This is a genomic window from Streptomyces sp. NPDC053076 (assembly GCF_044546845.1).
In the GTDB taxonomy this organism is placed as follows: Bacteria; Actinomycetota; Actinomycetes; order Streptomycetales; family Streptomycetaceae; genus Streptomyces.
This window is the reverse complement of the sequence record NZ_JBITZL010000001.1, coordinates 286,313-309,925: the sequence shown is the minus strand read 5'-3', so window position 1 is coordinate 309,925 and position 23,613 is coordinate 286,313. Positions and strand designations below refer to the sequence as shown.

At 72.7% G+C, this 23,613-nt stretch carries 18 protein-coding genes and 1 pseudogene; 5 read left to right on the top strand and 14 right to left on the bottom strand.

Annotation, left to right across the window (positions count from 1 at the left end; translation table 11 throughout):
• Positions 1–91 precede the first annotated feature (91 nt).
• The gene (locus ACIGYR_RS01275) at positions 92–1,438 is read left to right on the top strand and encodes an APC family permease (protein WP_399604636.1); all 1,347 of its coding nucleotides are present in this window, start codon (positions 92–94) and stop codon (positions 1,436–1,438) included.
• Positions 1,439–1,636: 198 nt separating this feature from the next.
• Positions 1,637–3,322, top strand: coding sequence for a ribonuclease J (locus ACIGYR_RS01270; RefSeq protein WP_391841551.1), 1,686 nt, complete (start codon positions 1,637–1,639; stop codon positions 3,320–3,322).
• Between the two features lie 632 nt (positions 3,323–3,954).
• Here the strand turns inward: ACIGYR_RS01270 and ACIGYR_RS01265 are convergent.
• Together ACIGYR_RS01265 and ACIGYR_RS01260 are read right to left on the bottom strand one after the other, a co-directional pair.
• Entirely contained in the window at positions 3,955–4,443 is a 489-nt protein-coding gene (locus tag ACIGYR_RS01265; RefSeq protein ID WP_399604638.1) for a GNAT family N-acetyltransferase, read from the bottom strand.
• A gap of 258 nt (positions 4,444–4,701) precedes the next feature.
• A pseudogene (locus ACIGYR_RS01260) lies at positions 4,702–4,815 on the bottom strand (RICIN domain-containing protein); the annotation flags it as partial.
• A 395-nt stretch (positions 4,816–5,210) separates the two neighbouring features.
• Here ACIGYR_RS01260 and ACIGYR_RS01255 point away from each other — a divergent pair.
• Positions 5,211–5,567, top strand: a complete 357-nt coding sequence (locus ACIGYR_RS01255) for a DoxX family protein (RefSeq protein WP_399604640.1) — start codon at positions 5,211–5,213, stop codon at positions 5,565–5,567.
• Between the two features lie 49 nt (positions 5,568–5,616).
• On the opposite strand, the gene ACIGYR_RS01250 is transcribed toward ACIGYR_RS01255, so the two are convergent.
• The 9 genes from ACIGYR_RS01250 to ACIGYR_RS01210 form a co-directional block, all read right to left on the bottom strand.
• Complete coding sequence (locus tag ACIGYR_RS01250; RefSeq protein WP_399604642.1) at positions 5,617–7,227, bottom strand: class I adenylate-forming enzyme family protein; 1,611 nt, start codon at positions 7,225–7,227, stop codon at positions 5,617–5,619.
• A gap of 44 nt (positions 7,228–7,271) precedes the next feature.
• A complete protein-coding gene (locus ACIGYR_RS01245) occupies positions 7,272–9,029 on the bottom strand; it encodes a polyprenyl synthetase family protein (protein WP_400014146.1) in 1,758 nt (585 codons plus the stop codon).
• A 108-nt stretch (positions 9,030–9,137) separates the two neighbouring features.
• On the bottom strand, positions 9,138–10,064 hold the full coding sequence (locus ACIGYR_RS01240) for an adenosine kinase (RefSeq protein WP_399604644.1): 927 nt from the start codon (positions 10,062–10,064) through the stop codon (positions 9,138–9,140).
• A 196-nt stretch (positions 10,065–10,260) separates the two neighbouring features.
• On the bottom strand, positions 10,261–11,001 hold the full coding sequence (locus tag ACIGYR_RS01235) for a DUF6182 family protein (protein ID WP_399604646.1): 741 nt from the start codon (positions 10,999–11,001) through the stop codon (positions 10,261–10,263).
• Positions 10,998–12,272: a hypothetical protein gene (locus tag ACIGYR_RS01230; RefSeq protein WP_399604648.1), complete on the bottom strand. Its 1,275-nt coding sequence runs from the start codon at positions 12,270–12,272 to the stop codon at positions 10,998–11,000. The genes ACIGYR_RS01235 and ACIGYR_RS01230 overlap by 4 nt, the downstream gene beginning before the upstream one ends.
• Before the next feature lie 297 nt (positions 12,273–12,569).
• On the bottom strand, positions 12,570–13,427 hold the full coding sequence (locus tag ACIGYR_RS01225) for a class I SAM-dependent methyltransferase (protein WP_399604650.1): 858 nt from the start codon (positions 13,425–13,427) through the stop codon (positions 12,570–12,572).
• Between the two features lie 329 nt (positions 13,428–13,756).
• Complete coding sequence (locus tag ACIGYR_RS01220; RefSeq protein WP_399604652.1) at positions 13,757–15,505, bottom strand: GH3 auxin-responsive promoter family protein; 1,749 nt, start codon at positions 15,503–15,505, stop codon at positions 13,757–13,759.
• Positions 15,492–16,148, bottom strand: coding sequence for a hypothetical protein (locus ACIGYR_RS01215; protein WP_399604655.1), 657 nt, complete (start codon positions 16,146–16,148; stop codon positions 15,492–15,494). Before ACIGYR_RS01215 ends, ACIGYR_RS01220 begins: the two co-directional genes overlap by 14 nt.
• Positions 16,149–16,501: 353 nt before the next feature.
• Positions 16,502–18,922: a BTAD domain-containing putative transcriptional regulator gene (locus tag ACIGYR_RS01210; RefSeq protein WP_399604657.1), complete on the bottom strand. Its 2,421-nt coding sequence runs from the start codon at positions 18,920–18,922 to the stop codon at positions 16,502–16,504.
• Positions 18,923–19,339: 417 nt separating this feature from the next.
• Here ACIGYR_RS01210 and ACIGYR_RS01205 point away from each other — a divergent pair, with 417 nt between their 5' ends.
• Complete coding sequence (locus ACIGYR_RS01205; RefSeq protein WP_399604659.1) at positions 19,340–19,948, top strand: TetR family transcriptional regulator; 609 nt, start codon at positions 19,340–19,342, stop codon at positions 19,946–19,948.
• A 6-nt stretch (positions 19,949–19,954) separates the two neighbouring features.
• On the opposite strand, the gene ACIGYR_RS01200 is transcribed toward ACIGYR_RS01205, so the two are convergent.
• The 3 genes from ACIGYR_RS01200 to ACIGYR_RS01190 all read right to left on the bottom strand — a co-directional run bounded on the left by ACIGYR_RS01200 (position 19,955) and on the right by ACIGYR_RS01190 (position 22,270).
• Positions 19,955–20,626, bottom strand: coding sequence for a ScbR family autoregulator-binding transcription factor (locus ACIGYR_RS01200; RefSeq protein ID WP_391841498.1), 672 nt, complete (start codon positions 20,624–20,626; stop codon positions 19,955–19,957).
• Between the two features lie 154 nt (positions 20,627–20,780).
• Positions 20,781–21,518: an SDR family NAD(P)-dependent oxidoreductase gene (locus ACIGYR_RS01195; RefSeq protein ID WP_399604788.1), complete on the bottom strand. Its 738-nt coding sequence runs from the start codon at positions 21,516–21,518 to the stop codon at positions 20,781–20,783.
• A 32-nt stretch (positions 21,519–21,550) separates the two neighbouring features.
• On the bottom strand, positions 21,551–22,270 hold the full coding sequence (locus ACIGYR_RS01190; RefSeq protein WP_399604662.1) for an HAD family phosphatase: 720 nt from the start codon (positions 22,268–22,270) through the stop codon (positions 21,551–21,553).
• Positions 22,271–22,557: 287 nt separating this feature from the next.
• Between ACIGYR_RS01190 and ACIGYR_RS01185 the strand changes: the two genes are divergently transcribed.
• A complete protein-coding gene (locus ACIGYR_RS01185; protein WP_399604664.1) occupies positions 22,558–23,523 on the top strand; it encodes a ScbA/BarX family gamma-butyrolactone biosynthesis protein in 966 nt (321 codons plus the stop codon).
• Positions 23,524–23,613: the final 90 nt, after the last annotated feature.

The window sequence follows — 23,613 nt, the reverse complement described above, 5'->3', positions numbered from 1 at the left end:
CCTCGCTTGCGAGGAGCCGCCGCGCGCTTCGAGGAGGTGGCTCCCGTGTCCGTCCTCGTCTGCGGCGGGGTCGCAGGGGTACAGGTCAACGGTGACCACCTCCTCCACGCCGACGCCCGCCGGCTCGCCCCAGGGCGGGACTCCCGCGCTCAAGAAGGCCCTCACGACCCCCCTGCTCTACTTCTTCATCCTCGGTGACGTGCTGGGCGCCGGCGTCTACGTCCTCGTGGGCCAGGTCGCCGCGAAGTCGGGCGGCGCCGTGTGGGTGCCCCTTCTCCTCGCCCTGCTGCTGTCCCTCCTCACAGCCGCCTCGTACGCGGAACTCGCCACGAAGTACCCACGAGCCGGCGGCGCGTCCCACTACGCGACCCTCGCCTACGGACCCTTCACCGGCTTCCTCGCGGGATTCTGCATGCTCGCCGCGGGCATCGTGTCCGTCGCCGCACTGGCACGGGGTTTCGCCGGTGACTATCTGTCCAGTTTCGTCAGCCTGCCCGTCGTGCTCGTGGCGGCCGTCTTCCTGTGCGCGCTGGCTCTCCTCAACGCGCGCGGTATCAGCGAGTCCACCCGCGCCAATGTGGCCGCCACGGTCGTCGAGGTGGGCGGTCTCCTCCTCGTGGTGGGGCTCGGGGCCTGGCTGCTCCTGCGTGGCGACGGCGACCCCGGCAGGCTCGTCCGCCTCGGCACCGCCGACACGGGGGCCGCTGCCGGCGTCCTGGGCGGGACGGTTCTCGCGTACTACTCCTTCGTCGGCTTCGAGACCTCCGTCAACGTGGCCGAGGAGACCCGTGACCCGCGTCGCTCGTATCCCCGCGCCCTCTTCGGCGCCCTGGTGACGGCCGGAGCCGTGTACGTCCTGGTCGGGATCGTCGCCTCGGCCGCCGTGCCCACGGGAACACTGGCCCACTCCAGCGGTCCGCTGCTCGAAGTGGTGAAGGAGGCGGGCGGGGTACCACCGAAGCTGTTCAGCGCCGTCGCTCTCGTCGCCGTCGCCAACGGAGCGCTGCTCACCGGCATCATGAGTTCCCGGCTGGCCTACGGCATGGCGCGGGACGGCCTCCTCCCGGGCGTCCTGACCCGCGTGCTCCCCGGGCGCCGCACGCCGTGGGCCTCGATCGCGGTCACGACCGCCCTGTCCTTCCTGCTGGCACTCACAGGGGACGTGGCGACCCTGGCCTCCACCCTCGTGCTGCTGCTCCTCGTGGTGTTCTTCCTCGTCAACACCGCTGTCCTCGTCCTGCGGCGAGATCGCCCGGCGCGAGCCCACTTCCGGGCCTGGACCGCCGTCCCGGTCCTGGGCGCGGCGTCCTGCGTCCTGCTCGCCACACGGGTCGAGGCCGTGGTGTGGGCACGCGGGCTCATCGTCATCGCGGTCGGCGTGGCCCTGGGCACCGTCGCCGCCCTGCACCGCCGCCGGCACGAGCGGAGTGTCGCCTGAGCGCGTCGACGGTACGAAGCCGGGACGGGACCTTCTTTCGGCACCCCCCGGCAGGCGTGCCACCGGCTCGCCGGAGGGCCTTTTTCCCCCACCGCGCCGCTGCACCGGCGTGGTGGAGCGGGCGCGGTGGCTGTCGGACGGGTACAGATCACACAGGCGATGGATCACGCCACCCCGCTCTGCGGGTACCGTCAGGGTATGAGTCACCCACACCCCGACCTCAAAGCCGCCCCGCCCCTTCCCGAAGGAGGGCTGCGGGTCATCGCCCTGGGCGGCCTGGGTGAGATCGGCCGCAACATGACCGTCTTCGAGCACGCGGGCAAGCTGCTCATCGTCGACTGTGGCGTGCTGTTCCCCGAGGAGACCCAGCCCGGCGTGGACGTGATCCTGCCGGACTTCACCTCGATCCGGGACCGGCTGGACGACATCGTGGCCGTGGTACTCACCCACGGCCACGAGGACCACATCGGCGGCGTGCCGTACCTGCTGCGCGAGCGGTCCGACATTCCCGTGGTCGGCTCCAAGCTGACGCTGGCGTTCCTGGAGGCCAAGCTCAAGGAACACGGCATCCGGCCGCGCACCGTGCGGGTGCGCGAGGGCGACCGGCGCAGCTTCGGACCCTTCGACTGCGAGTTCGTGGCGGTCAACCACTCGATCCCGGACAGCCTCGCGGTCGCGATCCGCACCGGCGCCGGGATGGTGCTGCACACCGGCGACTTCAAGATGGACCAGTTCCCCCTCGACGACCGCATCACCGATCTGCGCGCCTTCGCCCGCCTCGGCGAGGAGGGCGTGGATCTGTTCCTCACCGACTCCACCAACGCCGAAGTGCCCGGCTTCACCACCTCCGAGCGTGAGCTGAACCCGGCGATCGAGCAGGTGATGCGCACCGCGCCGCGCCGGGTCATCGTCTCCAGCTTCGCCAGCCATGTGCACCGCATCCAGCAGGTCCTGGACGCCGCCCACCAGCACGGCCGCAAGGTCGCCTTCGTCGGCCGGTCGATGGTCCGCAACATGGGCATCGCCCGTGACCTGGGCTATCTGAAGGTCCCGTCCGGTCTGGTCGTGAGCACGAAGGAGCTGGAGAAGCTCCCGGACCACAAGATCACCCTGGTGTGCACCGGCTCCCAGGGCGAACCGATGGCCGCGCTGTCGCGGATGGCCAACCGCGACCACATGATCCGCATCGGCAAGGGCGACACCGTCCTGCTGGCCAGCTCGCTCATCCCCGGCAACGAGAACGCCATCTACCGGGTGATCAACGGACTCACCCGGTGGGGCGCCCACGTGGTCCACAAGGGCAACGCCAAGGTGCACGTGTCCGGGCACGCCAGCGCCGGCGAGCTCGTCTACTGCTACAACATCGTCAAGCCCCGCAACGTCATGCCCGTGCACGGCGAATGGCGCCACCTGCGGGCCAACGGCGACCTCGCCATCCGTACCGGTGTCGCCCCCGAGCGGGTCGTCATCGCCGAGGACGGCGTCGTCGTCGACCTCGTCGACGGACGGGCGTCCATCACCGGCAAGGTCCCCGCCGGCAACGTCTACGTGGACGGCATGGAAGTCGGCGGCGCCACCGAAGCGTCCCTCAAGGACCGCCTCACCCTCGCCGCCGAAGGCGTGGTCACGGTGGTGGCGATCGTCGACGCGGACACCGGCGCCCTCGCCGAGGCCCCCGACTTCCTGGCACGCGGCTTCGTCCACGACGACACCACCTTCGAGCCGGTCATCCCCGTCATCGAGAAGACCCTGGCCACTGCGGCCGAGGAAGGCGTCGGGGACGCGCACCAGCTCGAACAGCTCGTCGCCCGCGCCGTGGCGAACTGGGCGTTCCGCACCCACCGCCGTAAGCCCCTCATCATCCCCGTCATCATCGACGCCTGAGCCACAGCACGGCAGCACTGTCCACGGTGCCGCGGCCCGCGGGCGGCAAGGCCGGGCACGGCGGTCAGCAGCCGAGCCAGGCGGCCGTCAGGGCCGGGCACGGGAGTCAGCAGCCACCCCGGGAGACCGGGGTGGCTGCTGACTCCACAGGATGAGTCATCGAAAAGACCACAGGAAGCGAGGCGGAAGACGCCGCAGGTCACAGCAGCTGTCTCGACTCGGCGAGCGGCATCCCCGGGACCGGAGCGTCACACGAGCGTCACGGTCGATGACGATGGCGCCGCCGGGCATGGCGTGCCCGATCGGATCCGTGGGCGTCGGTGCCGGCGACGAAGCCGGGGGCGGTCACCGTGTCGCCTCGCCCGACACCCCGGGCTGATCGCCGCACCGATGCCCGCCGTCGATGGTCGGGGTCGGGCAGCGGTACGCCGCCGACCGGCGCCCGCTTTGCGGTGAGCCGGCCTGCCGCTACGGGAGCTGGTCAGCCTGTAGCCGGAGAGGAAGCGCACGTCATGGCGACAGTGCCGGCCGGTGACGGTCAGCGAGACGGGAAGGGCTCGCGGCGGCGCCAGGAGATCGTGGCCGCGGTTCAGCGGCTGCTGGGTGAACGGGGCAGCTCCGGCCACACCGCGTCATTCCGAAGGAATGCGGAACTCGAACTCGGGACGGTCCCACGGCACGGCGGGCGGGTTCGCGAGCGCGGTCCCGGTCCGCACCGCACCGACGCGGTGGTAGAAGTCCTCGGCGGGAAGATGCGACACGACCTTGAGACGGTCTAGCCCGGCGGCACGGGCCTCGGACTGCATGTGCGCGACGAGCAGCCGTCCGATACCCCGTCCTTGCACTTCGTCGGCGACGAACAGCAGGTCGAGCTCCGGTGGCGCGAGGACGAGCGAGTAGAAGCCGAGGACCCGGTCTCCGTGCTCGTCGGCGCCGACGGCCACGAAGACGCGGTGGGCCTCGATGTAATCAGGACCGACCCGGTAGCCCGCGACTGCGGCTGCGTACTTGCCCTGGTAGGCGCCCGAGCCACGCACGAGCCGCGTGAGCCGTTTGGCATCCCGCGCGACGGCCCTCCGTATCGTGATCGGCCGGCCTTCCGGGGACGTGCGTGGACTCATCGGGAGAGTATCTCGCACCGGGGAGTGCCTGCGTGCACGGGTCCGCTGCTCGGACAGGCGTTCCCGCACCGCTCCCGGGAACCGCTCGCCCGGGCCCCGACCGGCCACGTCACCGCCGCCGGATCGGCCGTCCACCGGCAGCGACCCTCGAGCGCTTCCTCGGCAGCCGAGTCCACCCGTCCCGGCTTCCGGACCGGCGACCGCGCCGCAGGAAGCCGGGACACAACGGATGGCGTCGGCGTCTCGTCGCTGCGGGGCTCAGCTCAGGGTGTACCGCTGTGCGGCGGAGCCGTTGCAGTCCCAGATCCGCAGCCGGGTGCCGTTGGCGGTCGCACCGCTGGGCGAGTCGAGGCAGCGGCCCGACTGCGGGTTGCAGCGCAAGGCGGTCCGGGCATCGTGCGGCTCCGGCGAACTCCCCCTTGTGCGCGGGCAGTTGCGGGACCGTCGAGCCGGACGGCGCACGGCTCGAAAGAGCAGCGTCAGGGCGAACTGCGCAGATCGATCACGAAGCGATATACGCCCCGGAAACAGCACGTACGGCCGGTTGCCGTGCCTGGGCGACATGTACGATCATCACCGCACGGAAAGCGTCCCCGACCCCAACAGCACCATCACGTCACGGTGTTGCGCAGCGGCTACCAGCGTCCGGGCCACTGGCGCACATGGCGGCCGACCGATGTCACCGATCGAGTCGTCGGCGGGCAACGCGAGAACGGCATCCCCCAACGGGGCGCCCAGCACCATTGTCGCCTGAGAGCGGAGAGAATGTGTCCATCGCCTTCGTCACGGTCACCGTCCTCGGCGTGATCTTCAACGGTGCCGCCGCCGTCACGTACCTGATCGGGCACGAATACCCCAAGACCCAGGCGGACATGAAGGGCATCCCCCGGAAGTACGTGCCGGTCCTGGGCCTGTTACTGGCGGCGGGCACCGTGGGGCTGCTGGCCGGGCTCGCCGTGCCGATCCTGGGAGCTCTCGCCGCCTCCGGCCTCGTGCTGTACTTCATCGGCGCGATCATCGCCCACCTGCGGGTGGGCTCCCGCAACATCGTGGGCGGGATCGTGTTCCTGGCCACCGCGGTGGCCGTCCTCACCCTGGGCATCCTCCACCACGGCGCCTGGTGACCCTCGCCGGCCACCTGCCCCGGCAGCGGGGCAGGGGCCGGGGCCGGCCCTACAGGCCGGTCGCGAGGCGGCGGGACAGTTCGACCCGGCGGGTCTTCAGCGTGGCGGTGCGCGGCAGTTCGGCCAGCGGGATCTGGACGGGTTCGGCCAGCTGCGGGTACGCGGCCGTGACAGCGCGCCAGCGGTCCGGGTCCAGCGGCTCGTCGCGGTGGGTGCAGACGACCGGCACCGCCTTGGACCCGGGGCCCGGCACCACGACGACCTCGGCCAGCTCCGCCAGCTCGTCCAGGAGAAGATCCTCGATCTCGAGGTTGCTGCCCACTCCGGGGATCGTGTCGAACTCGCGGTCGAGCATGTGCAGGCAACCGAACGAGGTGCGGTAGCCGACATCCCCGGTACGCCACCAGCCGTCGCGCACATTGGCGTCGTAGCGCTCCTGCTCACCGTGGTACGTCTTCGCCAGCCCGTCCCAGCGGACCTCGATGAAGCCGGGGTTCTGCTGCGAGGGCCGCTTGCCGTCCCGGCTCACCAGCCTGACCCGGGCGCTGCCCGGCAAGGGGTAGCCCACGCAGCGGCCGTCCATCCGGTGGACGAACCGGCGGTAGTACGGCCGGCCGGCCGCGGGGCCGACCTCGCTCTGCCCGTAGATCTGGAAGAACTGCGCCCGCTGAGCGGAGGCGTGCAGCAGACGGCGTACCGTCCTCGGGTGGATCGCGTCGAAGGTGCTGCTGAAGTACTTCACCGAGGCGAACGGGCGGCGCGCGTCCTCGGCCAGGTCCTCCCAGGCCAGGAAGGAGTTGGGCAGCGCCTCGATCAGCCAGGGGCGGCGCTCGGCGAAGAACGCGGCGACGGCGTCCGGGGAACCCTCCTTCACCAGCAGCGCCGGCATCCCCTGGAGCAGGCAGAGCGACATCGCCGCGAACGTCCGGGAGTGACCGAAGGGGAGGTGGATCGCGACGGTCCCCCGCTTCCTCATCAGCCCCAGCAGGAACAGTTGCGGGCGCAACCGGGACCGCATCGTCCGCGGCGTGTGCACGACCAGCTTGGGCAGTCCGGTGGTGCCGGAGGTGTGCGTGATCACGGCCGGCTCGTCCAGGCCGCGCAGGACCGGCCGCACCGGCACCGAACCGTCCAGCTCGGCGAGCGCGATCGCGCCCGGAGCGGCGTCGCCCACGCCGATCACCCCCCGGGTCAGCCCCGCCAGGTCCACACCGTCCTCGGTCAGGGAGCGGAGCTTGGGCCCGTCCGAGACCAGGTACGGCCGCTCCAGCCGGGCCAGCAGCGCGGTGAGGGCCTCGGAGTCCAGGTGCTGCGAGAGCATGACCGGGACCGCGCCGATGCGCTCCACCGCCGTCGCCAGCAGCCAGAGGTCGAAGTTGGGGGCCTTGCAGATCACCACGTGGTCACCGGGACGCACCCCGGCCGCGGCGAGCCGGTTCGCCATGTCCGCGGCATGATCGGCAAGTTGACGCACCGTCAGTCTTCGTCCCGCCTCCGGCAGGGCGTCGAGGTCGTGGTCGAGGACGAGCGGCATGGCGCCGCGGACGCGTGCGGCTCTCTCCGGTACGACACCGAGATAGAGGCCGCGCCTGTGTATCGGCGTACGGGCCGATGCGCGGCTCGGCCTGTGACTCAGCTTGTGCAGCAACGTGCTTCCCATGAGGTCTCCCTTTGCTTCCAACCGAGCGGGGTGCGGGTACGGCGTCAGCGGTCGCGGTAGGCGACCATGTCGGCCAGTTCCTCGAGGCGCAGGCGCCAGCGGTGCGGCAGGGCGGCGTCCGCCAGGGCCGCGCGGGCGCCGGCGACCAGGACGTCGATCCGCTCCTCGACATCCGCGCGCACTCCGGAGGCGAGCAGGGCGGCACGCAGTCCGGCCGGGTTCCACTCGGCGTGGCGGCTGTCCTCGACCAGCCGGGCGACCCGCGGGTCCTTGGCCGCGGCCAGCGCGATCAGCAGGGTCATCTTGTGCTCGCTGAGGTCCAGGCCGGTCGGCTTGCCGGTCACCGCCGCGTCACCGAACGCGTCGAGCAGGTCGTCCCGCAGCTGGAACGCCTCGCCGGCCGCGACCCCGTACGCCTCGAAGACCCCGTGCAGATCGGGGCGTCCGGCGATGGCCGCGCCGAGGGCGAGGGGCCGTTGGATGGTGTAGCGGCCGGACTTGCACACGGCGATCCAGCGGGCCAGTTCCGGGTCCGGCTCCACCTCGGCGGCCAGCGCGATGTCCAGCTGCTGACCGATGATCATCTCTGTGACCAGTTCGTGCCACACCTCTGCCGCCGGGCCGGTCAGTCTGCCCGCGAGCCGGTTCGCGTAGCTGAGCGCCAGGTCCCCGGCGAGGATGGCGACGCCCTCGCCGTACCGGCGGGACTCCCCCGCCCAGGCGCGCCGCGCGTGGAGGTCCGCGTACGCGGCGTGGACGGTCGGGGCGCCGCGCCGGGTGGGCGAGTTGTCCATGATGTCGTCGTGGATGAGCGCGAACGCGTGCAGCAGTTCGAGTGCCGCCGCGGCGTCGACGACCGTGTCCTCGTCCGCGGCGCCGCCGGCCGTCAGATAGCCGGTGACGCAGAACAGGGGACGCAGCCGCTTGCCTCCGGCCGCGACCAGTTCCGCGACGGCCGCGACCGGCTCGGCCACCCGGGCGTCCACGGCGCTCCAGCGCGCCTCCTCGGCGCTCAGCAACTCCTCGATCCGCCGGTCGACGCGATCCAGCAGCTTGCCGCAGGTCTCCTCGTCGACGCGGTCGCGCTCCGCCACCGCCGCCGTACCGGCCCCCGAATCCCCTGCCGCCCCTGACTGCCCCGACCGCTCCGACCGCCTCGGCTGCTCCGACCGCCTGGGCTCCTCCGACTGCCCCGACTGCCTAGGCTGCTCCGACTGTCCCGACTGCCGAGGCCGCACCGTCTGCTCCGCCTGCCGAGGACGCTCCGACGCATGGGGCTGCCCCCGTCGCTCCGAACGCTCAAGTTGCTCAAGTTGCCCAAGTTGCTCAAGTTGCTCAAGTTGCTCAAGCACTCCCCACTCCCCTGCCTCGTTCGGCTTCTCGGACCCGGCCGGCTCGCCCGGCCCACGGAGCCGTACCGACCGCCCCGGCCCTGTCGCATCCCCCGGCGCCTCCGGACCCTCCAGCTCCGGCGGCAGTTTGAACGCCACGTTCTCCGTGGCCGTCACCTCCGTCTCGACGTCCCCGAAGCCCAGCTCCGCCAGCCGGTGCAGCGCCCGTTCCACCAGTACGTCGGGTACGCTCGCGCCCGCCGTGAGGCCCACCGTGCGTACGTTCACCAGCCAGGCGGAGTCGAGCAGGTCCGGGTCCGGCAGCAGCCGGGCATCGGCGCCCGCGGCCCGGGCGACCTCCACGAGGCGCAGTGAGTTGCTGGAGTTGGCCGAGCCGACGACGAGGACGAGGTCGCTGCGGCCCGCGATCACCTTCACCGCGTTCTGCCGGTTCTGGCTGGCGTAGCAGATGTCGGCGAGCAGCCGTCTGCCGCGCGGTCCGGTGCCGGTACCACCACCGGTGCCGCAGCGCCGGTGCCGGCGTCGGTGATGGCGCCGGTGCCGGTGCCGGTGGCCGTGTCACCTGTTCGTGGCGGCCGTGGGCTCCGACTCCGCCGCGCGGGCGAGGAGTTCGGCCCGGGTGATGACGTCGGTGCGCGTCGACGGGACGGTGCAGGCGTGGGCTCCGGCGATCGCTCCGTAGCGGGCGCAGCGCCGCGGGTCCTCGCCGTTCAGCCGGCCGAGCAGGAAACCGGCGGCGAACGCGTCGCCCGCGCCGTTGGAGTCCACCACCGGGGCGGGGGGCGTGAGTGCCGGTACGTGTGTCAGCTCGCCGTCCGCCAGCAGGTAGGCGCCCCGCGCACCGGCGGTGGCCACGACGATCCTGGCCCGGCCGCGGGCGGCGATGTCACGCATGGTGCGCTCCGGGTCGGCCAGGGCGCTGGTGGAGAGGAAGACCAGGTCCGCCTCCAGGGCGAACGGCTCGTGGTACGGGTTGACGCCGTCCCAGTCGTGCAGGTCGGTGGAGACGGTGAGACCGGCCTCGCGGAGCAGGGGCAGCGCTCCCGCGCAGGGGTGGGTGATGACGACGTGGGCGTGGCGGCAGGCGGCGGCGAGCTCACGGACCGTCGCCTCGGGCAGCCGGTCCGACTCGCGGGAGCGGGTGTCGTCGTAGAGGGACAGCCGCCGCCCGTCGGGGCCGACGAGGTTGACCGCGCGCTTGGTGCCCGCGGGCTGCGGGATGGCGGTGAGGGGGATGCCGTGGTCGCGGTGGAAGGCGCGGACCAGGTCACCCTCCGGGTCGTCGCCGATCATGTCGAGATGGTGGGTGCGCAGCCCCAGGGCGGTGAGGCCGAGTGCGACGAAGTCGCCGCTCTGTCCCGCGCGGGCCTTGATCCCGGGGCGGATCATGTAGCTGTCGGCGAAGGGCAGCGGCAGTTCGGGGACGTGGACGATCGTGTCCACGCCCGCGCCGCCCAGGACCAGGACGTCGGTCTCGGTGGCCATCGGGTTCCTCTCGGGCCGTCGGGGTCAGCCGAGTCAATCAGCGGCCCCCCGCCACGGCAAGAAGTTGCTGAAACTTTCCGCAACTTCATGGCGACCTCGGTCAGGTCTCGTCGGGCGGCCCGGCCCCAGGCCCTCGTCGGTCAGGCTCCCTCCGTCAGGGTTCGTCCGTCAGGGTTCGTCCGTCAGGGTTCGTCCGTCAGGGTTCGTCCGTCAGCACGGCGGCGGCCCGCAGCCGGCCGGGCAGGCGGGGATCGGGTACGGCACGCACCCGGGTCACAGGTCCGGACAGGGCGGCGAGGCGCGGCACCCGGTGCAGGGTGAGCCGGTCCCCGGGCGCCAGGAGGCCGTCGAGGACGGCTTCGACGAGGACGTGGTTGAGATGGACCAGCGCCTCGGCGACCGTGCAGCCCGCGGTGGCGAGGTGCAGGTCGCGCGCGACGGGGGCGCGCCCCGGCGGTGGTTCACCGGGCACGGTGATCTGCCGGGCGGGTCCGGCCGGTACCTCCGCCGGGGCGTCGAACAGCTTCAGCAGCCTGCGCAGGGTCGTGGTGCCGGAGGCGGGGCCGGGTGCGGTCCACGCCGCGGACCCGTCGTCGGCGAGGTGAGCGAAGGCGAAGCGGTCGCGCAGGTGGTCCGGGTTGCCCGCGAGGAACACGGTGCGGGTGAAGGAGGCGCGCCAGGCGGACGCGCGCTCGGGCGGCACGCCGAGGGCGAACGCGCAGGTGTCGCGTGCCCAGCCGGCGAGGTCGACCTCCCGCACCACCACGGCGGCGAGGGTCTGGCCGTCCTCGGCCGCGCCCTCCTCCCCGGCGATGTGCCGGTGGGCGGCGAGGAGACCGTCGTGGGTGGCGAGGTCGTGCCGGTCGGCGAGGTCGGGACGGGCCGCCCGGATGCGGACGGCGGTGTGCTCGCGCAGGAGCTTTTGGGTCCGGGTCATAGGTACACCGAGGTGAGAAGGTCGAGCCCCGGCGCGGCCCGGCGTCTGCCGAGCAGGCCGGAGGTGAGCCGGTACGGGTCGACGTACGTGTGGTCCTTGCGGTGGCGCGCGAGCCGGGCGGCCAGCGGCTCGGGCTGCGGCTGAACCGGCGGCTGCGACTGTGCTGGCGGCTGCGGCTGCGGCTGCATCTGCGCCTGCGGCTGTGGTTGCGGCTGCGGCTGCGGCTGCATCTGCGCCTGCGGCTGTGGTTGCGGCTGCGACTGCGACTGCTGGGCCGACGCCAGGAGGCGTTCGGCCCGCTTGAGGCTCTGGTCGAGCAGGTCGGGCCGGAACGACTGCTGTTGGCCCGGCCCGAGGACGGCGATGAAGTACAGCCGCATACCGAGACGTACGACAGCCGGGTCGCGGTCGGCGGCGGCGTCCAGGAGCGCACCGGCGTGCAGACCCTCCCATCCGCCCTGCCGGGCCGAACGGATCTGCCCGTCGATGGGCACCCGTCCGATGGGTACCCGCCGGACGCTGGGGCCCAGAGCGGACAGGACGCGCGCCAACTGCTGCTGGTCGGCGTCGAGTTCGGTGTCGTACAGGAGCACGACCTCATCGAACCCGGCGGCGATCGGGAGCAGTTCGCGCAGCGCGCAGGCGAGGTAGTTGGGGCGCCCGTCGGCGGTGACCAGTCGGCGCAGCGGCAGCCCGTGGCGGGTGAGGTCGAGGAAGACGGGGCCGCCGACGGCCCGCTGGTCCAGGCACATGCCGAGACCGGTGAGCCGGTCGAGCGCCGCGTCCAGACCGAGGCCCGGCGGCTGATACCGCAGCAGCCCGGGATCGTGCAGGCCGAGGCGGGCGTAGTGCCCGCTCCACAGGGTCAGCACGCGCGTGCTCGCCGGATGCACCCAGCCGCGCTCGGCCGCCTCCGCGTACGGTCGCAGGTCCCGGGCGGAGGGGCGCGGAGCGGCGCGGAAGGCGACGTACAGGGCGCCGATGTCCTCCTCGGTGAGGTCGTCGTAGTCGGTGTCGCCCTCCGTGCGGTCGAGGAACTCCCAAAAGCCCAGTGTCTGTTCGGTGGGGTGGTAGGTGGTGTGGCTGCAATGGTGGGTGACGTGCGCGAGGGATCGCGTGGCCCGGTACATCACGTCCGTCCACAGCAGCCCCTTGAGGTGGCTGGGTGTGAGGGGTTTGGAGGGGGTGATGGTGATCGGGGCGAGCAGCACTCGGCGTGCGGTCCCCGTCGCCGCCTGCGGGACCGCCGGTTCGGTGGCGAGCGCCGTCATACCGAGGCTCCTTCCGCTGCCGTCACGCACCGGACGAGGCCGGATCGGCTCGGCCTCGCCGGATGCGCGGTGTCGGGGGCCGGCGTCTGGCGGACCCGGTCCCGGGACCCGGTGTCGCCGGACAGCTCCGCGGGCTGTGGCGTGCGGTCCGAGGCGGAGGCGGGCAGGGGGTCGGTCAGGCGGCGCGGCGGGGCGGGGGCGTGGCCGGGGAACAGGACAGGCAGGTCAGGGCGGCTGTGCGCGAGAGCGGCGGCCGGTCCCGCGGCGCTGCCCCCGGCGGTGACTGTGGCCGGCATGTCAGCGGCGCCTGCCGTGCACGAAGAACACCCGTCGTACGTCGCGTTCGGTGCGCGGCGGCACCGGGTCGGGCCACCGGCCATAACCGGCGCCCTCCTCACCGGGCTGGGTGGCGTGCACGGTGAAGCCGTGGGCGTCGAACAACTCCTCGGGTTCGTCGCTGCCGAACAGCCAGGGGCAGCCCCAGCCCGCGAACACGTCGAGCAGGCCGCGCATGCCGGGCAGCGTCAGCGCGGCGCTGTTGACGAGGTCGGCGGCGATCCGGCTGCCCGGCGCGGAGATCTCGGCGACCTGCTGCAGGATGCGGTGGGTGCCGGGCTCCGGGATGTAGTACAGCAGTCCTTCGACGAGCCAGGTGGAGGGGACGGTGGGGTCGTATCCCGCGTCCAGCAGCCGCTCGGGCCAGTCGGGGGCGGTGAGGTCGACGGCCACCGCGTGGCGGCGCACGCGGGGCTCGACGCCGGCCAGGCTCGCGTCCTTGTGGGCGAGGACGGCCGGCCGGTCGACCTCGAACCAGCGGACGCGGTCCGGCCAGTCGAGGCGGTAGGCCCGCGAGTCCATGCCGGCGGGGGCCAGCACGATCTGGGTGGTGCCGGGGTCCTGGGCGGCCTGCTGGAGGTAGTCGTCGAAGAACCGGGTGCGGATCGCGTTGTAGTCGGGGGTGCTGGGCAGGGCGCGCTCGCCTCCCGGCGGGAAGGTGGCCGCCCGGACCGCGGCGAGCAGGTCGGTCCCGGTCTCGCCGGCGAGCCGCTCGGCGTACGGGTCCTCGTACAGGCGGTCCGGGCGCCGGGTCTCGGCCGCGCGCAGGGCGGCGGTGAGCAGCGCGGTCCGTTCTACGGCGTCCAGCTGTGGCGTCATGGAGGTCCTCTTCACGGTGGTGACGGGTGATGTCCGCGGACCGCCGGGCCCGGGACTCAGGTCCGGGACTCAGGTGCGGCGCGCTCAGGTGCGGCGCGCTCAGGTGCGGCGCGCTCAGGTCCGGGGGCCGGGTCCGGGGCCTGGGTTCAGGTCCGGGGCCAGGGGTGTAGGTCCGGGGCCCAGGCCCGGGGGCAGGGGTGCAGGTCCGGGGCCCCGGCCCAGGGGTCAAGCCCCCGGGGCCCGGACCCGGGGCCCAGCCCCAGGGCCCGGGTCCGGGGGCCGGGTTCGGGGCGCGTCGGCGGGCCGGTCCTGGACGGGTGTACGACTGGTCAGGCCCGGGTCCGGGGCGCGTCGGCGGGCCGGTCCTGGACGGGTGTACGACCGGTCAGCGCGGCCCACTGCCGCGGGTCCTGGCGGAAGATCCGGTCCTTGACCTGGGTGGGCCGGACGCCGCTGTCGACCCGGGCCTGCCAGTCGCGTGGGAACGCCTCCTCGTCCAGCGCGAGCAGTGACGGGGCGCCGAGGAGGCCCTGGGTCCGGGCCGTGCGGTAGCCGGCCGACTCACGGCCGAGGGCCTCGTCGAGCAGCCCGGTGAAGCGGCCGGCCTCCTCCTGGCTCCACGGGGTGAGCGGGGCGACGGCGAACTCGTAGGCGGCGGGACCGCGCTGGGGGGTGCTCACTCGGCAGGTGGCGCCGCGCAGTTCGAGGCCGGTGGCCCGCAGGGCCGCCTCCAGGGAGCGGATCACCTGGGCGTCCCGGAGCCGTTCCCCCGCGTGGTCGGAGCGGGTGGCGCGGCCGGCGTACTCCAGGCGGGGGACGCCGCCGAGGTGATCGACGACCCGTACGACGTCGCCGACGGCGTAGCGGTACAGGCCGCCCACATGGCTGAAGACGACGTGGTAGTCGCGGCCCGGCTCCAGTTCGTGCGGGCGCAGGGTGGCGGTGTCGGGGGCCAGGTCCGCGTCGGCGTCGGCGAACTCGTACACCGACGCGGTCACCACGAGGCTGCCGGCGGTGGGGTGCCGGTCCAGGGGCACGCCCACCGGACCCTCGGACGCGGCGACCGGCGCGGGCAGCGCGGTGACGTGGACCCCGAACTCCTCGCGCAGCCGCGGCAGATAGAGCGAGGCGGAGGCGGTGGTCCAGCAGAACAGGGCACGCATCCGGGGCCAGATGTGGGCCGGGCGGACCGTGCCGTGGCGGCCGGCGAGCCGTTCCAGCTCGGCCGCGCGGTCCGGGTTCGGAGAGCCGTGGGGCACGCCGCCGAGGGTGCCGTCGCGGATCTCCTTGACGATCCGGGGCCACCACAGGCGCAGTTGGTACGGCAGGGCCGCCACCATGGCGGGGTTGATCCCGATGACGCAGCGCACGTCGCTCTCCACGGCCAGCCGCAGCCGCAGGTACATCTTCTCGGCGTGCTCGTCGGCCGCGACCGGCACCGGAAGGGTCGCCCAGGGCGCGCCGGTGCCGGGCTCCGCCGACAGGGGCTCGCCGAACGCCCGGCCGAAGTCGACCTGGCTGGCGCCGACATGGGGGCGTCCGGAGGCGGTGGTGGGCGGGGCGGTGATGGGGTCGTGCTTGAGGTTGAGGACGGCGGCCGGGTGCGCGAGGACGTCCGGGAAGTGCTCGATCAGGGGCGCCCAGGCCGCGTAGTAGAAGGGGAAGAAGGTGGTGCGCATGAAACGGGGCGTGACCGGGATCTTCTTGTGCGCGCCGGTGCTGCCGCTGCTGGTGAAGAAGACGGCCGGCCGGTCGGCGGTGAGCACGTTCGGCTCACCGGCGGCGGCGCGTTCGATGTACGGCGCGAGGTCGTCGTACATCTGGAGCGGTACGGCCCTGCGGTAGTCGTCGAGGGTGCGGATGCGGTCGAAGCCGTGCCGCACGCCGTACTCGGTACGGGCGTTGAACTCCAGCAGGTCGGCGAGGACGCGGCGCTGCTCGGCCTCGGGATCGGCGAAGGCGGCGCGCAGGCGGCGGCGTTCGGTGAACACCCGGTCGCGGTAGTGGCGCAGCCGGTCGGGGTCGGTCCAGTCGGGGACCGCCGGACCGGGAGCCGTGGAGGGTTCAGCGGAACTCACGGGTGAGCACCTCTCGTATCTCCGCCGCGGTCTGTTCCGGGCGGTCTTGTTCGGGGATCACGGTCACGGGCAGGTGCTGGATCTCGCCGTGCAGGATCTTGGCCAGATCGCTCTGGTAGCGGCGGAAGCCGTCCCAGTCCGGTTGCGGGCCGTAGTGCTCCAGGAGGTTCAGGTCCGCGCCGAACCGGCAGCGCTGCCAAGCGGTTTCGGGTCGTACGTCGAGGTAGACGATCCGGCGTGGCTGGGGGAAGGTGCGCCACCAGGCGAGCGGCGGCCCGTCCGGTGCTCCGGCGAGCCGGCATTTCGCCAGCAGCTTGTAGTAGTAGGAGTCGATGACCACCGGGGTGTGCGGGTCGCCGTGGCACAGCTGGTCGCGCAAGTGGACGACCGCGGTCTGCAGGAGGGTGGCGAAGAACTCCGGGGACCAGGTGCCCGGCCGGGCGGCGACGTCCTGGACGGCGTGCCGGCGCAGCCGGCCGATCAGGCCGGCGTGCTCGGGGGCGAGGTAGGCGTCGTCGAGGGAGAGCAGCCGCCAGTCGGGCGCCTCGCGGCGGAGCCGGTCCAGCGCCGAGGACTTGCCCGCGTAGTCGGGGCCGAGCAGGACGCAGAACGGTGCGTGTCCGTTTCCGATATCGACGGCCATCGGTTCTCCCCCTGGGACGGCATCAGGTGATCGGGCGGCCGGACGCCGGCAGGGCCGGCCAACCGCCTTGATCATGCAAACAGAAGGAAGGAACGCACGATCCTCGGTGCCGTCACCGGCCGGTAATGCGGGGTTCTCGACGGGGTGTGCCCCAGGACCAGGTCGAGGCCGGAATCGACGGCCCGCTCGCGCTGTGGCCGGGGATCGGCCGCCGGTCGGCCCCGGTCCGCGCCGGGACGGACCGGGGCGGGCCGGGGCGGGCCGGGGCGGGCCGGGCCAGGGCGAAGAGACAGTCGGGGCCGGCGCACCGCGGGCTGCCGCGCCGCGGATGGCCGACGGGATGAGGGCCCGGGTCAGGCGACGTTGAGGCGGCGCGCCACGTCCGGCCCGAGGGCCGCCGCGGGTGCGCACGGCGAACCGGCGGGACACAGCTTTGGTGCGGCGGCCATGGCGCCCGTGAGCTGCGGCAGCCGCATCAGGCCGGTGCCGTGGAGGAGCCGGTCGACGGCCGGTGCCGTCCGGGCGTCCATCCGGATCACGGTGGTGCAGTGCTGGTCGGCGGCGAGCCGGGCACGCCGGCCCAGGGACGCGGGTTCGGCACCCGCGACAACCAGGACGGGCAGCCGACGGGCCAGTTCGGCCAGCGTCTCCAGGAAGTCGTACGTGGCGTCGTCGGCCTGGTGCAGCCGGTCGGTGATCAGGACGAGCGGGCGCTCCCCGCTCGCCAGCTCGACGAACTGGCGCCAGCCCTCCAGCCACTCCCCGGTGCCGAATCCGCTCTCCGGACGTGCGGCCGGGTCGAGGAAGGGAGCGAGCCGGGCGGCGAGCCAGTTGACGCGCCCCGGGTCCGCGCTCATCCGGCGCAGGGTCGCCTCCAGACGGCCGCGGGCCGCGGCGGGCGGCTCCTGCTCCGGTATGCCGCAGTAGGCGGACAGGATCGCCCGGTACAGGGCGAACCGGCCGTCGTGCGCCGCGGGCGGTCCGGCCCAGGGCAGTACCAGCGCCTCGTAGGGGGCCTGCCCGGCGATCCTGCCGAACTCCTTGAGGAGGTGGGCGCGCGCCGCGTCCGAACTGCCCAGCAGCACCACCTGATGCTGCCGGTGCCAGCGCGTGCTGTGCTCCAGCAGCCGGTGCAGCAGCTCCAGTTCGCCTTCGTGCCCGGTCCCGGCGCCGGGGCCGGTACGGCCGGCCGTGTCGGCCTGCGCAGCGGCCGGCCGCAGCTGCCAGCGGGGCGGGTCTCCGTCGAGCGGGCTGTAGGAGCAGCCGGGTTCGGTCGCCTCCCGGGTCCTCGGGCAGACCTGGATCTCCCCGTCCGGCACGAGCGGCAGCATCGCCTGGCAGGCATGCAGCAGCGCGCCCCCGGTCGACGGCGACAGGGCCACGTCCTCCTCGGTGCGGTGCCGCACCAGTGCCTCGCCGGTCACGATCGCGGCCCTGATCACCACGTCCCCGGGGATGGTCCCTTCGAGCGCGCAGGCGGCCCGTACGGCGGTCGCGGCGCACACCGCGCGCTCGGTGTGGTCGGTGGTGCCCGGCCGGGCGGGGAACACTCCGAGGGTGTCGGTGCCCATGGCGGCCACGACGCTCCCGCCCCGGCTCTCGATCTCCCGCCGGACCCTGCTGTCGATCCGGTCGAACACGGCGTCCGTGTCGTCCGGACGGCCCGCCCGGAGGTCCACGCCGACCCGCAGCAACATCGCGCTGACCTCCTGCCGTACCGGGGTCCGCGCGCGCCCGGGGTCAGGGGGGCACCACTGGTCCGCGTCGGCGGCGTCCCGGTCGCGGGGGACGCCGGGGGCAGCCCCGGCCGGTACGCGCGAAGCGCTCGCGCCCGCCCTCGCGGGGCCGCCGGCCGGCGTCGCCGTGCCGGAAAGCAGGACGGGCGAGGTGTGCGGGGCATGCGGGGTGTGCAGGCCATGCGGGGTGTGCAGGCCGTGCGGGGCGTGCAGGCCCTGCGGGGCATGCGGCGTGTGCAGGCCGTGCGGGCCGTGCAGGGACTGCGGGGCCTGTGGGGCGTGCGGGGCGAACTCGAGCGCCGGGTCGTGCGTGAGGATGGCCTGTTGCAGCGATTGCAGCTCCCGGCCCGGTTCAAGGCCGAGCTCCTCCACCAGGGAGACCCGGAGCCGGCTGTAGACACCGAGGGCGTCGGCCTGCCGGCCGCAGCGGTACATGGCACGCATCAGCTGACCGCAGGAACGCTCGCGGAGCGGCTCGCTCTCGACGACGGCCTCGATCTCGGAGAGCACCGAGTAGTGCCGGCCGCACACCAGTTCGGCTTCGAAGTAGTCCTCCATCACGTCCAGACGGGTGTGCTGTAGGGAACTCAACTCCGGCCAGTCGAACCCGACTTCGACCAGATCGGAGAGGACCGTGCCCCGCCACAGCCGTAGGGCCTCCCGCAGGCGGCGGGCCGCTTCGTCGACCCTGCCCGCCGTGAGCAGGGCCCGCCCCTCCTCCACCATCCTGCGGAACCGGTGCAGGTCGATGCTGTCGGGATCGACCTCCAGCGCGTAGCCGGGGGGCTGGGTGCGCAGTGCGCAACCGGCGGACAGCTCGTCGAAGTTGAGCTTTCGGCGCAGCCCCCAGACGGCGTTCTGGAGGATCTTGCGGGCCGTGGCGGGGGCCTCCCCCACACTCCACAGCGCCGTCAACAGCCTGCTGACGGGCACCGGCTGATTGGGGTGCAGCAGCAAGAACCCGAGCGTCGCGCGCTGCTTGCTGCCCCCCAGATCGACGACCCGGCCGTCGGAGACGACCTCCAAGGGACCGAGCATCCGGAACCTCATGATTTCCCCCCGCATCAATTGGGCCTCTGCCGACGGACACGCCAGAGGCACAAACCGCGAGTCACACTACAAACCGGGGGTTCGGTTTACAAGGAAGATCTTCCCACCCCCGACCAGGGCTTCAACCCCGGGTCCACCCCTGTGACCTGGGCGTTCGCCGGTCATCGTGCACCCTGGGAGAACCGGCGTCTCCCGGGCCGGACGCCACCACCCCGGTCAGGGTGCCTCCGTGCCGAAAGGGCCTTCCTGTTATCCGCTCCCCCGCACCGCCCGATCAGCCAGCGGAGTTACCGCTCGATGGCACGCGGGAGAACGCTCGATTCCGGGGGTCTGCTTGCATGTGCACGGCATCCAGGACACCACCGAGTCGTCTGAACGACCCATACCGGGAGATGAGTCCGCCGCATGAGACAAGTGAGGGCCGAAGGGACCCGTAACGCCCTTCTTCTGGCCGCGGCCCAGATATTCGACCGCGACGGCTACGAGGGAACCACGCTGGCGACGATCAGCGACCGCGCCGCGGTGAGCAAAGGCGCGCTGTCCTTCCACTTCAGCAGCAAGTCCGCACTCGCCGACGCCGTGCAGTACGTGTCCTGCGAGCGCTCCCGCACCGAGCTGCAGACCCTGGACGACCGCGGGATCCCGGCCCTGCGGGCGCTGGGCGACATGGTGGGCAGACTGGCGCACAGGCTGGCGACCGACCCGCTCACCCGCGCCGGCCTCCGGCTGGCCCGGGAACGCGGAGCGCCCCCCACGCAGGCCCTGGACTGCCGGCTCGTCTGGCGCGCCGCGCTCCAGCGGACGGTGCTGCGCGCCCACGAGGAGAAGAGCCTGAGGCCCGATGCCGCCGCGGAGCCGGTCGTGGACCTCGCCCTGGCTCTCGTGCTCCACCAGGAGGCGGTCCGCACCGAGCACGACCACAAGGACGCCTGGCTGAGCGACGTCTGGGAGCTGGTGCTTCCCGCGATCACCTCGGCCGCCTCCCCCGGCGCTCTCGCACCCACGGGCTCCTGACCCCGGTCAGCCCGCCTGTTCGGTCACCAGCCCCGACTGGCGATCCGCCCGCATCTCGGCGAGCACCCGGGTCCCGCGGTCCGGGCCGAATTCGAGCTGCGCGAAGATCGCGGGCAGCGCGACGCTGGGCAGCGTGTAGGCGAAGAGGGACGAGATGCGCCCCTCCAGGTCCGTCCAGTCGGACGTCACCTCCGACACGACCTGGGCGCCTATCCAGGAGCTGACCAGGAAGCGGCCCAGATCGTGGGGCACTACGTGCGGGTAGACCTCGCCGTGCCTCTTGGCGGCCTCCACCATGGAGGCGAACCGCTGCGCCCACGCCTCCCACGGGCCGCCGTCCGCCAGTTCCTGCAGCTGCGGCTCCATGGCCAGTTTGGCACCGGCGCGCAACATGATCTCCTGCGGCAGGCGGCAGGCCAACGCCATCGCCTCGTCGACCAGTTCCTGGAGCTTGTAGATGCGCGCCGGATAGCCCTGCTCCGTCACCTGCTGGGCGAAGATGCCCTCCACCAACTGCTCCTTGGAAGCGAAGTGGAAGTACAGGGCGCCCCGGGTGACCTGAGCCTTCTCAAGGATCTGCGCGATGCTGGCACCGTGGTAGCCGTGCTGCGCGAAGACCTCCGCCGCCGCGTCCAGGATCGCTCCACGGGTCCGGATCGCGCGCAACTGCTGTGCCATGAGTTCGTCCTCTCGTCCGCGCCACGCAACCCCCCCTGGCTGACGCGGATGCCCGATCCCGGTCGTACGAGAGCACGCCGGAGCAGAAGAAACCAGATGTCAGGTACTTTATCAATCGCACACACCTGGTCCTGCCCGGCTTGACCGCCTGGTGTCACCAGGCTCCGGCGCCGCCGTCCACCGCCATGGTCGCACCGGTGACGAAACTCGCCTGTTCGCTGCAGAGCCACACCGCGACCCGGGCCACTTCCTCCGGATCGGCCACTCTGCCCTGCGGGTTGCGGCGGCGCATCCGGTCCTCCGCCGCGGGGTCCCGGGCGAAGATGCCCTCGGACATCTCCGAGCGGGTCAGCCCGGTGGCGAGCGCGTTCACGCGGACGCCGCGGTCCGCGTACTGCGCCGCCGCCGCCTTGGTCAGGCCCAGCACGGCGTGCTTGGCGGCCACATAGGGCGCCCCGGCCGAGGTGGCACGAACCCCGGCGATACTGCTGTTGTTGACGACGGCGCCGCCCACACCGTTCGCGAGCATCGCTGTGATCTCGTGTTTCATACAGAGCCACACACCGCGAAGGTTCACGTCGAGCACCGTGTCGTAGTCGGCGTCGTCCGTCTCGTGCAGGAGGGCCGGTTCAATCGTCGTGCCGGCGTTGTTGAACGCGGCATCGAGCCGGCCGTACCGGTCGACGGCGAGCCGCACCGCCCGCTCCACGTCCGCGGAGCTGGTGACATCCCCACCCGCACAGGCGACGTCGGCTCCCTTCTCCCGCAACTCGGCGGCCAGGTCCTCCAGTCGTCCTACGCGGCGGGCCATCAGCACCAGTGAGGCACCGTGCTGCGCGCCCACCCGGGCCGTGGCCGCTCCGATGCCGCTGCTCGCGCCCGTGATCAGCATGACCTTGCCGGCCAGCAGCCCGGCGTCGGAGGTCACGCCACGACCTTCCCCGGCGCGCCGTCCCAGAGCGTGCCGGCCTGCGCCTCGGCATCGATGGTCCGCAGCAGCCGGTCGTCGATCGCGTCGAGGGAGCCGACGACATGGCGCGCTCCGGCTTCCACCATGAGCTGCCTCTGGTGGCCGTGCTCGAAGTCGCTGGGGTGTCCGACGAAGGGCACACCCAACTCCCGTGCCGCTTCCGCGACCCGGGCCACGTCGTCGATGAACAGCACCTCGTCGCAGGCGAGTCCGGCGATGTCGACCGCGATCTCGCGCAGGCCGGGGCGGATGTCGTTGGTGCACACGTACCGGGGCTCGTCGAACAGGTCGGCCAGCCCACCCAGGTACCGGTCGAAGTGGGAGGCGTCGAGCCCGCCGTAGCAGACGGTCCGCAGGCCCAGCCCGCGCAGCCTGCGCAGCAGTTCCACGGCGCCGTCGAGGAGGCGGACCGGATGGTCGGCGAGGTAGCGCTCCCTCTCCTGCAGATAGAGCGCGATCGTCTCCATCGGGGCGGTCGGCAGGTCGCACGTCTCCGCGAGCACCCTGCCCGCGACCACCTGCGGCTGGGAGAAGATCCGGCGCTCCAGTTCGGCGGAGTACACGCCGCCGCGACTGGTCACGAAGTGGTGGATGACGGGGCTGAACGTGTCGTTCAGCAGCACTCCGTCGATGTTGAGCGCGGCCATGCGGAGCTTTCCGAGCTGCTCGGTCATGGATCTCCTCTCCCCTGCGGACGGGCCGCCGCGCACGACGTGCGGACGGCGGCCGACGAACCTGACGACCGTGCAGATCTTCACACGGTCCCCGTCGAACAGTCCATGGATCACGGTCCGAGGGGCCTGTCGGCCACGGACTCGGAAGGCTGGAAAAAAAACCGGTCAGTTCGTACAGTACTGAGCGTCGCGCACCGCTCATTCGTTCCGCGCTCCACCCGAGCCCGCTCCTGGCTCGCCTGTGTTCAGGCAGCACACCGTTCTCAACTGCCCTGGGGGAGAGGCACATGACCACGTTTGCGCCCATCGACAGCATGGTGACGGACTTCCGGGCGGCACTGCCTCCCGCGACACCCGTGGGCCTCACCACATTGACGACGACCGTTCCCAAGGAGTACGTCCATCGCGCGGCGGTCACCGAGGTGTTCCTCACCGGGTGGCGGCAGACGGACGCGGACGCCTGCACCGTCACGGCTCAATGGCCGCGCGCGCACGCGTTCTACGGGCCGGCCCACGGCTTCCACGACCCGCTGCTGTTCAGCGAGACGCTGCGGCAGACCGTGCCGCTGCTGTCCCACGCGGTCTACGGCGCGCCCATGGACCACAAGCAGATCTGGCGCGACCTGCGGGTGACGCTCGATCCGGCGGCACTGCGCGCCGGGACCGCGCCCGCCGAACTCGAACTCGGCATTCGCTGCGCGGAGGTCGAGCAGCGGGCCGGTGTCCTGCGCGGGATGCGCCTGGAGGTGACCGCCACCCGGGACGGGCAGCGGCTCGCCACCGCGTCGACCACGTTCAGCTCGCACGGCAGGGCGCTGTACCGACGGCTGCGCGGCAACTACGCGGACGCCGAAGCGGCGATGGCCGACGCCATCGAGCCGCCCCTGCCGCTGCGCCCCGAACTCGTCGGCCGGGACCGCCGTCACGACGTGGTGCTCTCGCCCCGCGGCGGCGACGGCCGCTGGCAGCTGCGGGTGGACACCCTGCACCCGATCATCTTCGACCATCCGAACGATCACGCTCCCGGCATGCTGCTCCTGGAAGCGGCCCGCCAGGCGGTCCAGCACCACCTCGGGCCGGCGCCGGTCCTCGCCACGGGCCTGGACGCCGCCTTCCACCGGTACACGGAGCTGGACGCCCCGGCCTGGGTCGCGGCCGAGTCGCTCGCCGACGGCCGCGTCCGCGTGACCGTCGAGCAGCACGACGCGCTCGCCTTCGAGTGCGCGGTGACCACCCACCCGGCCGCGGCCTGAGCTCCGGTTCCCGGCCGCGGCTCGCGGGGCCGGCGGCGTCGGCCGGCCCGCACGTGCCGTCCGGACGACCTGGACGGCGCCACCGGCGGC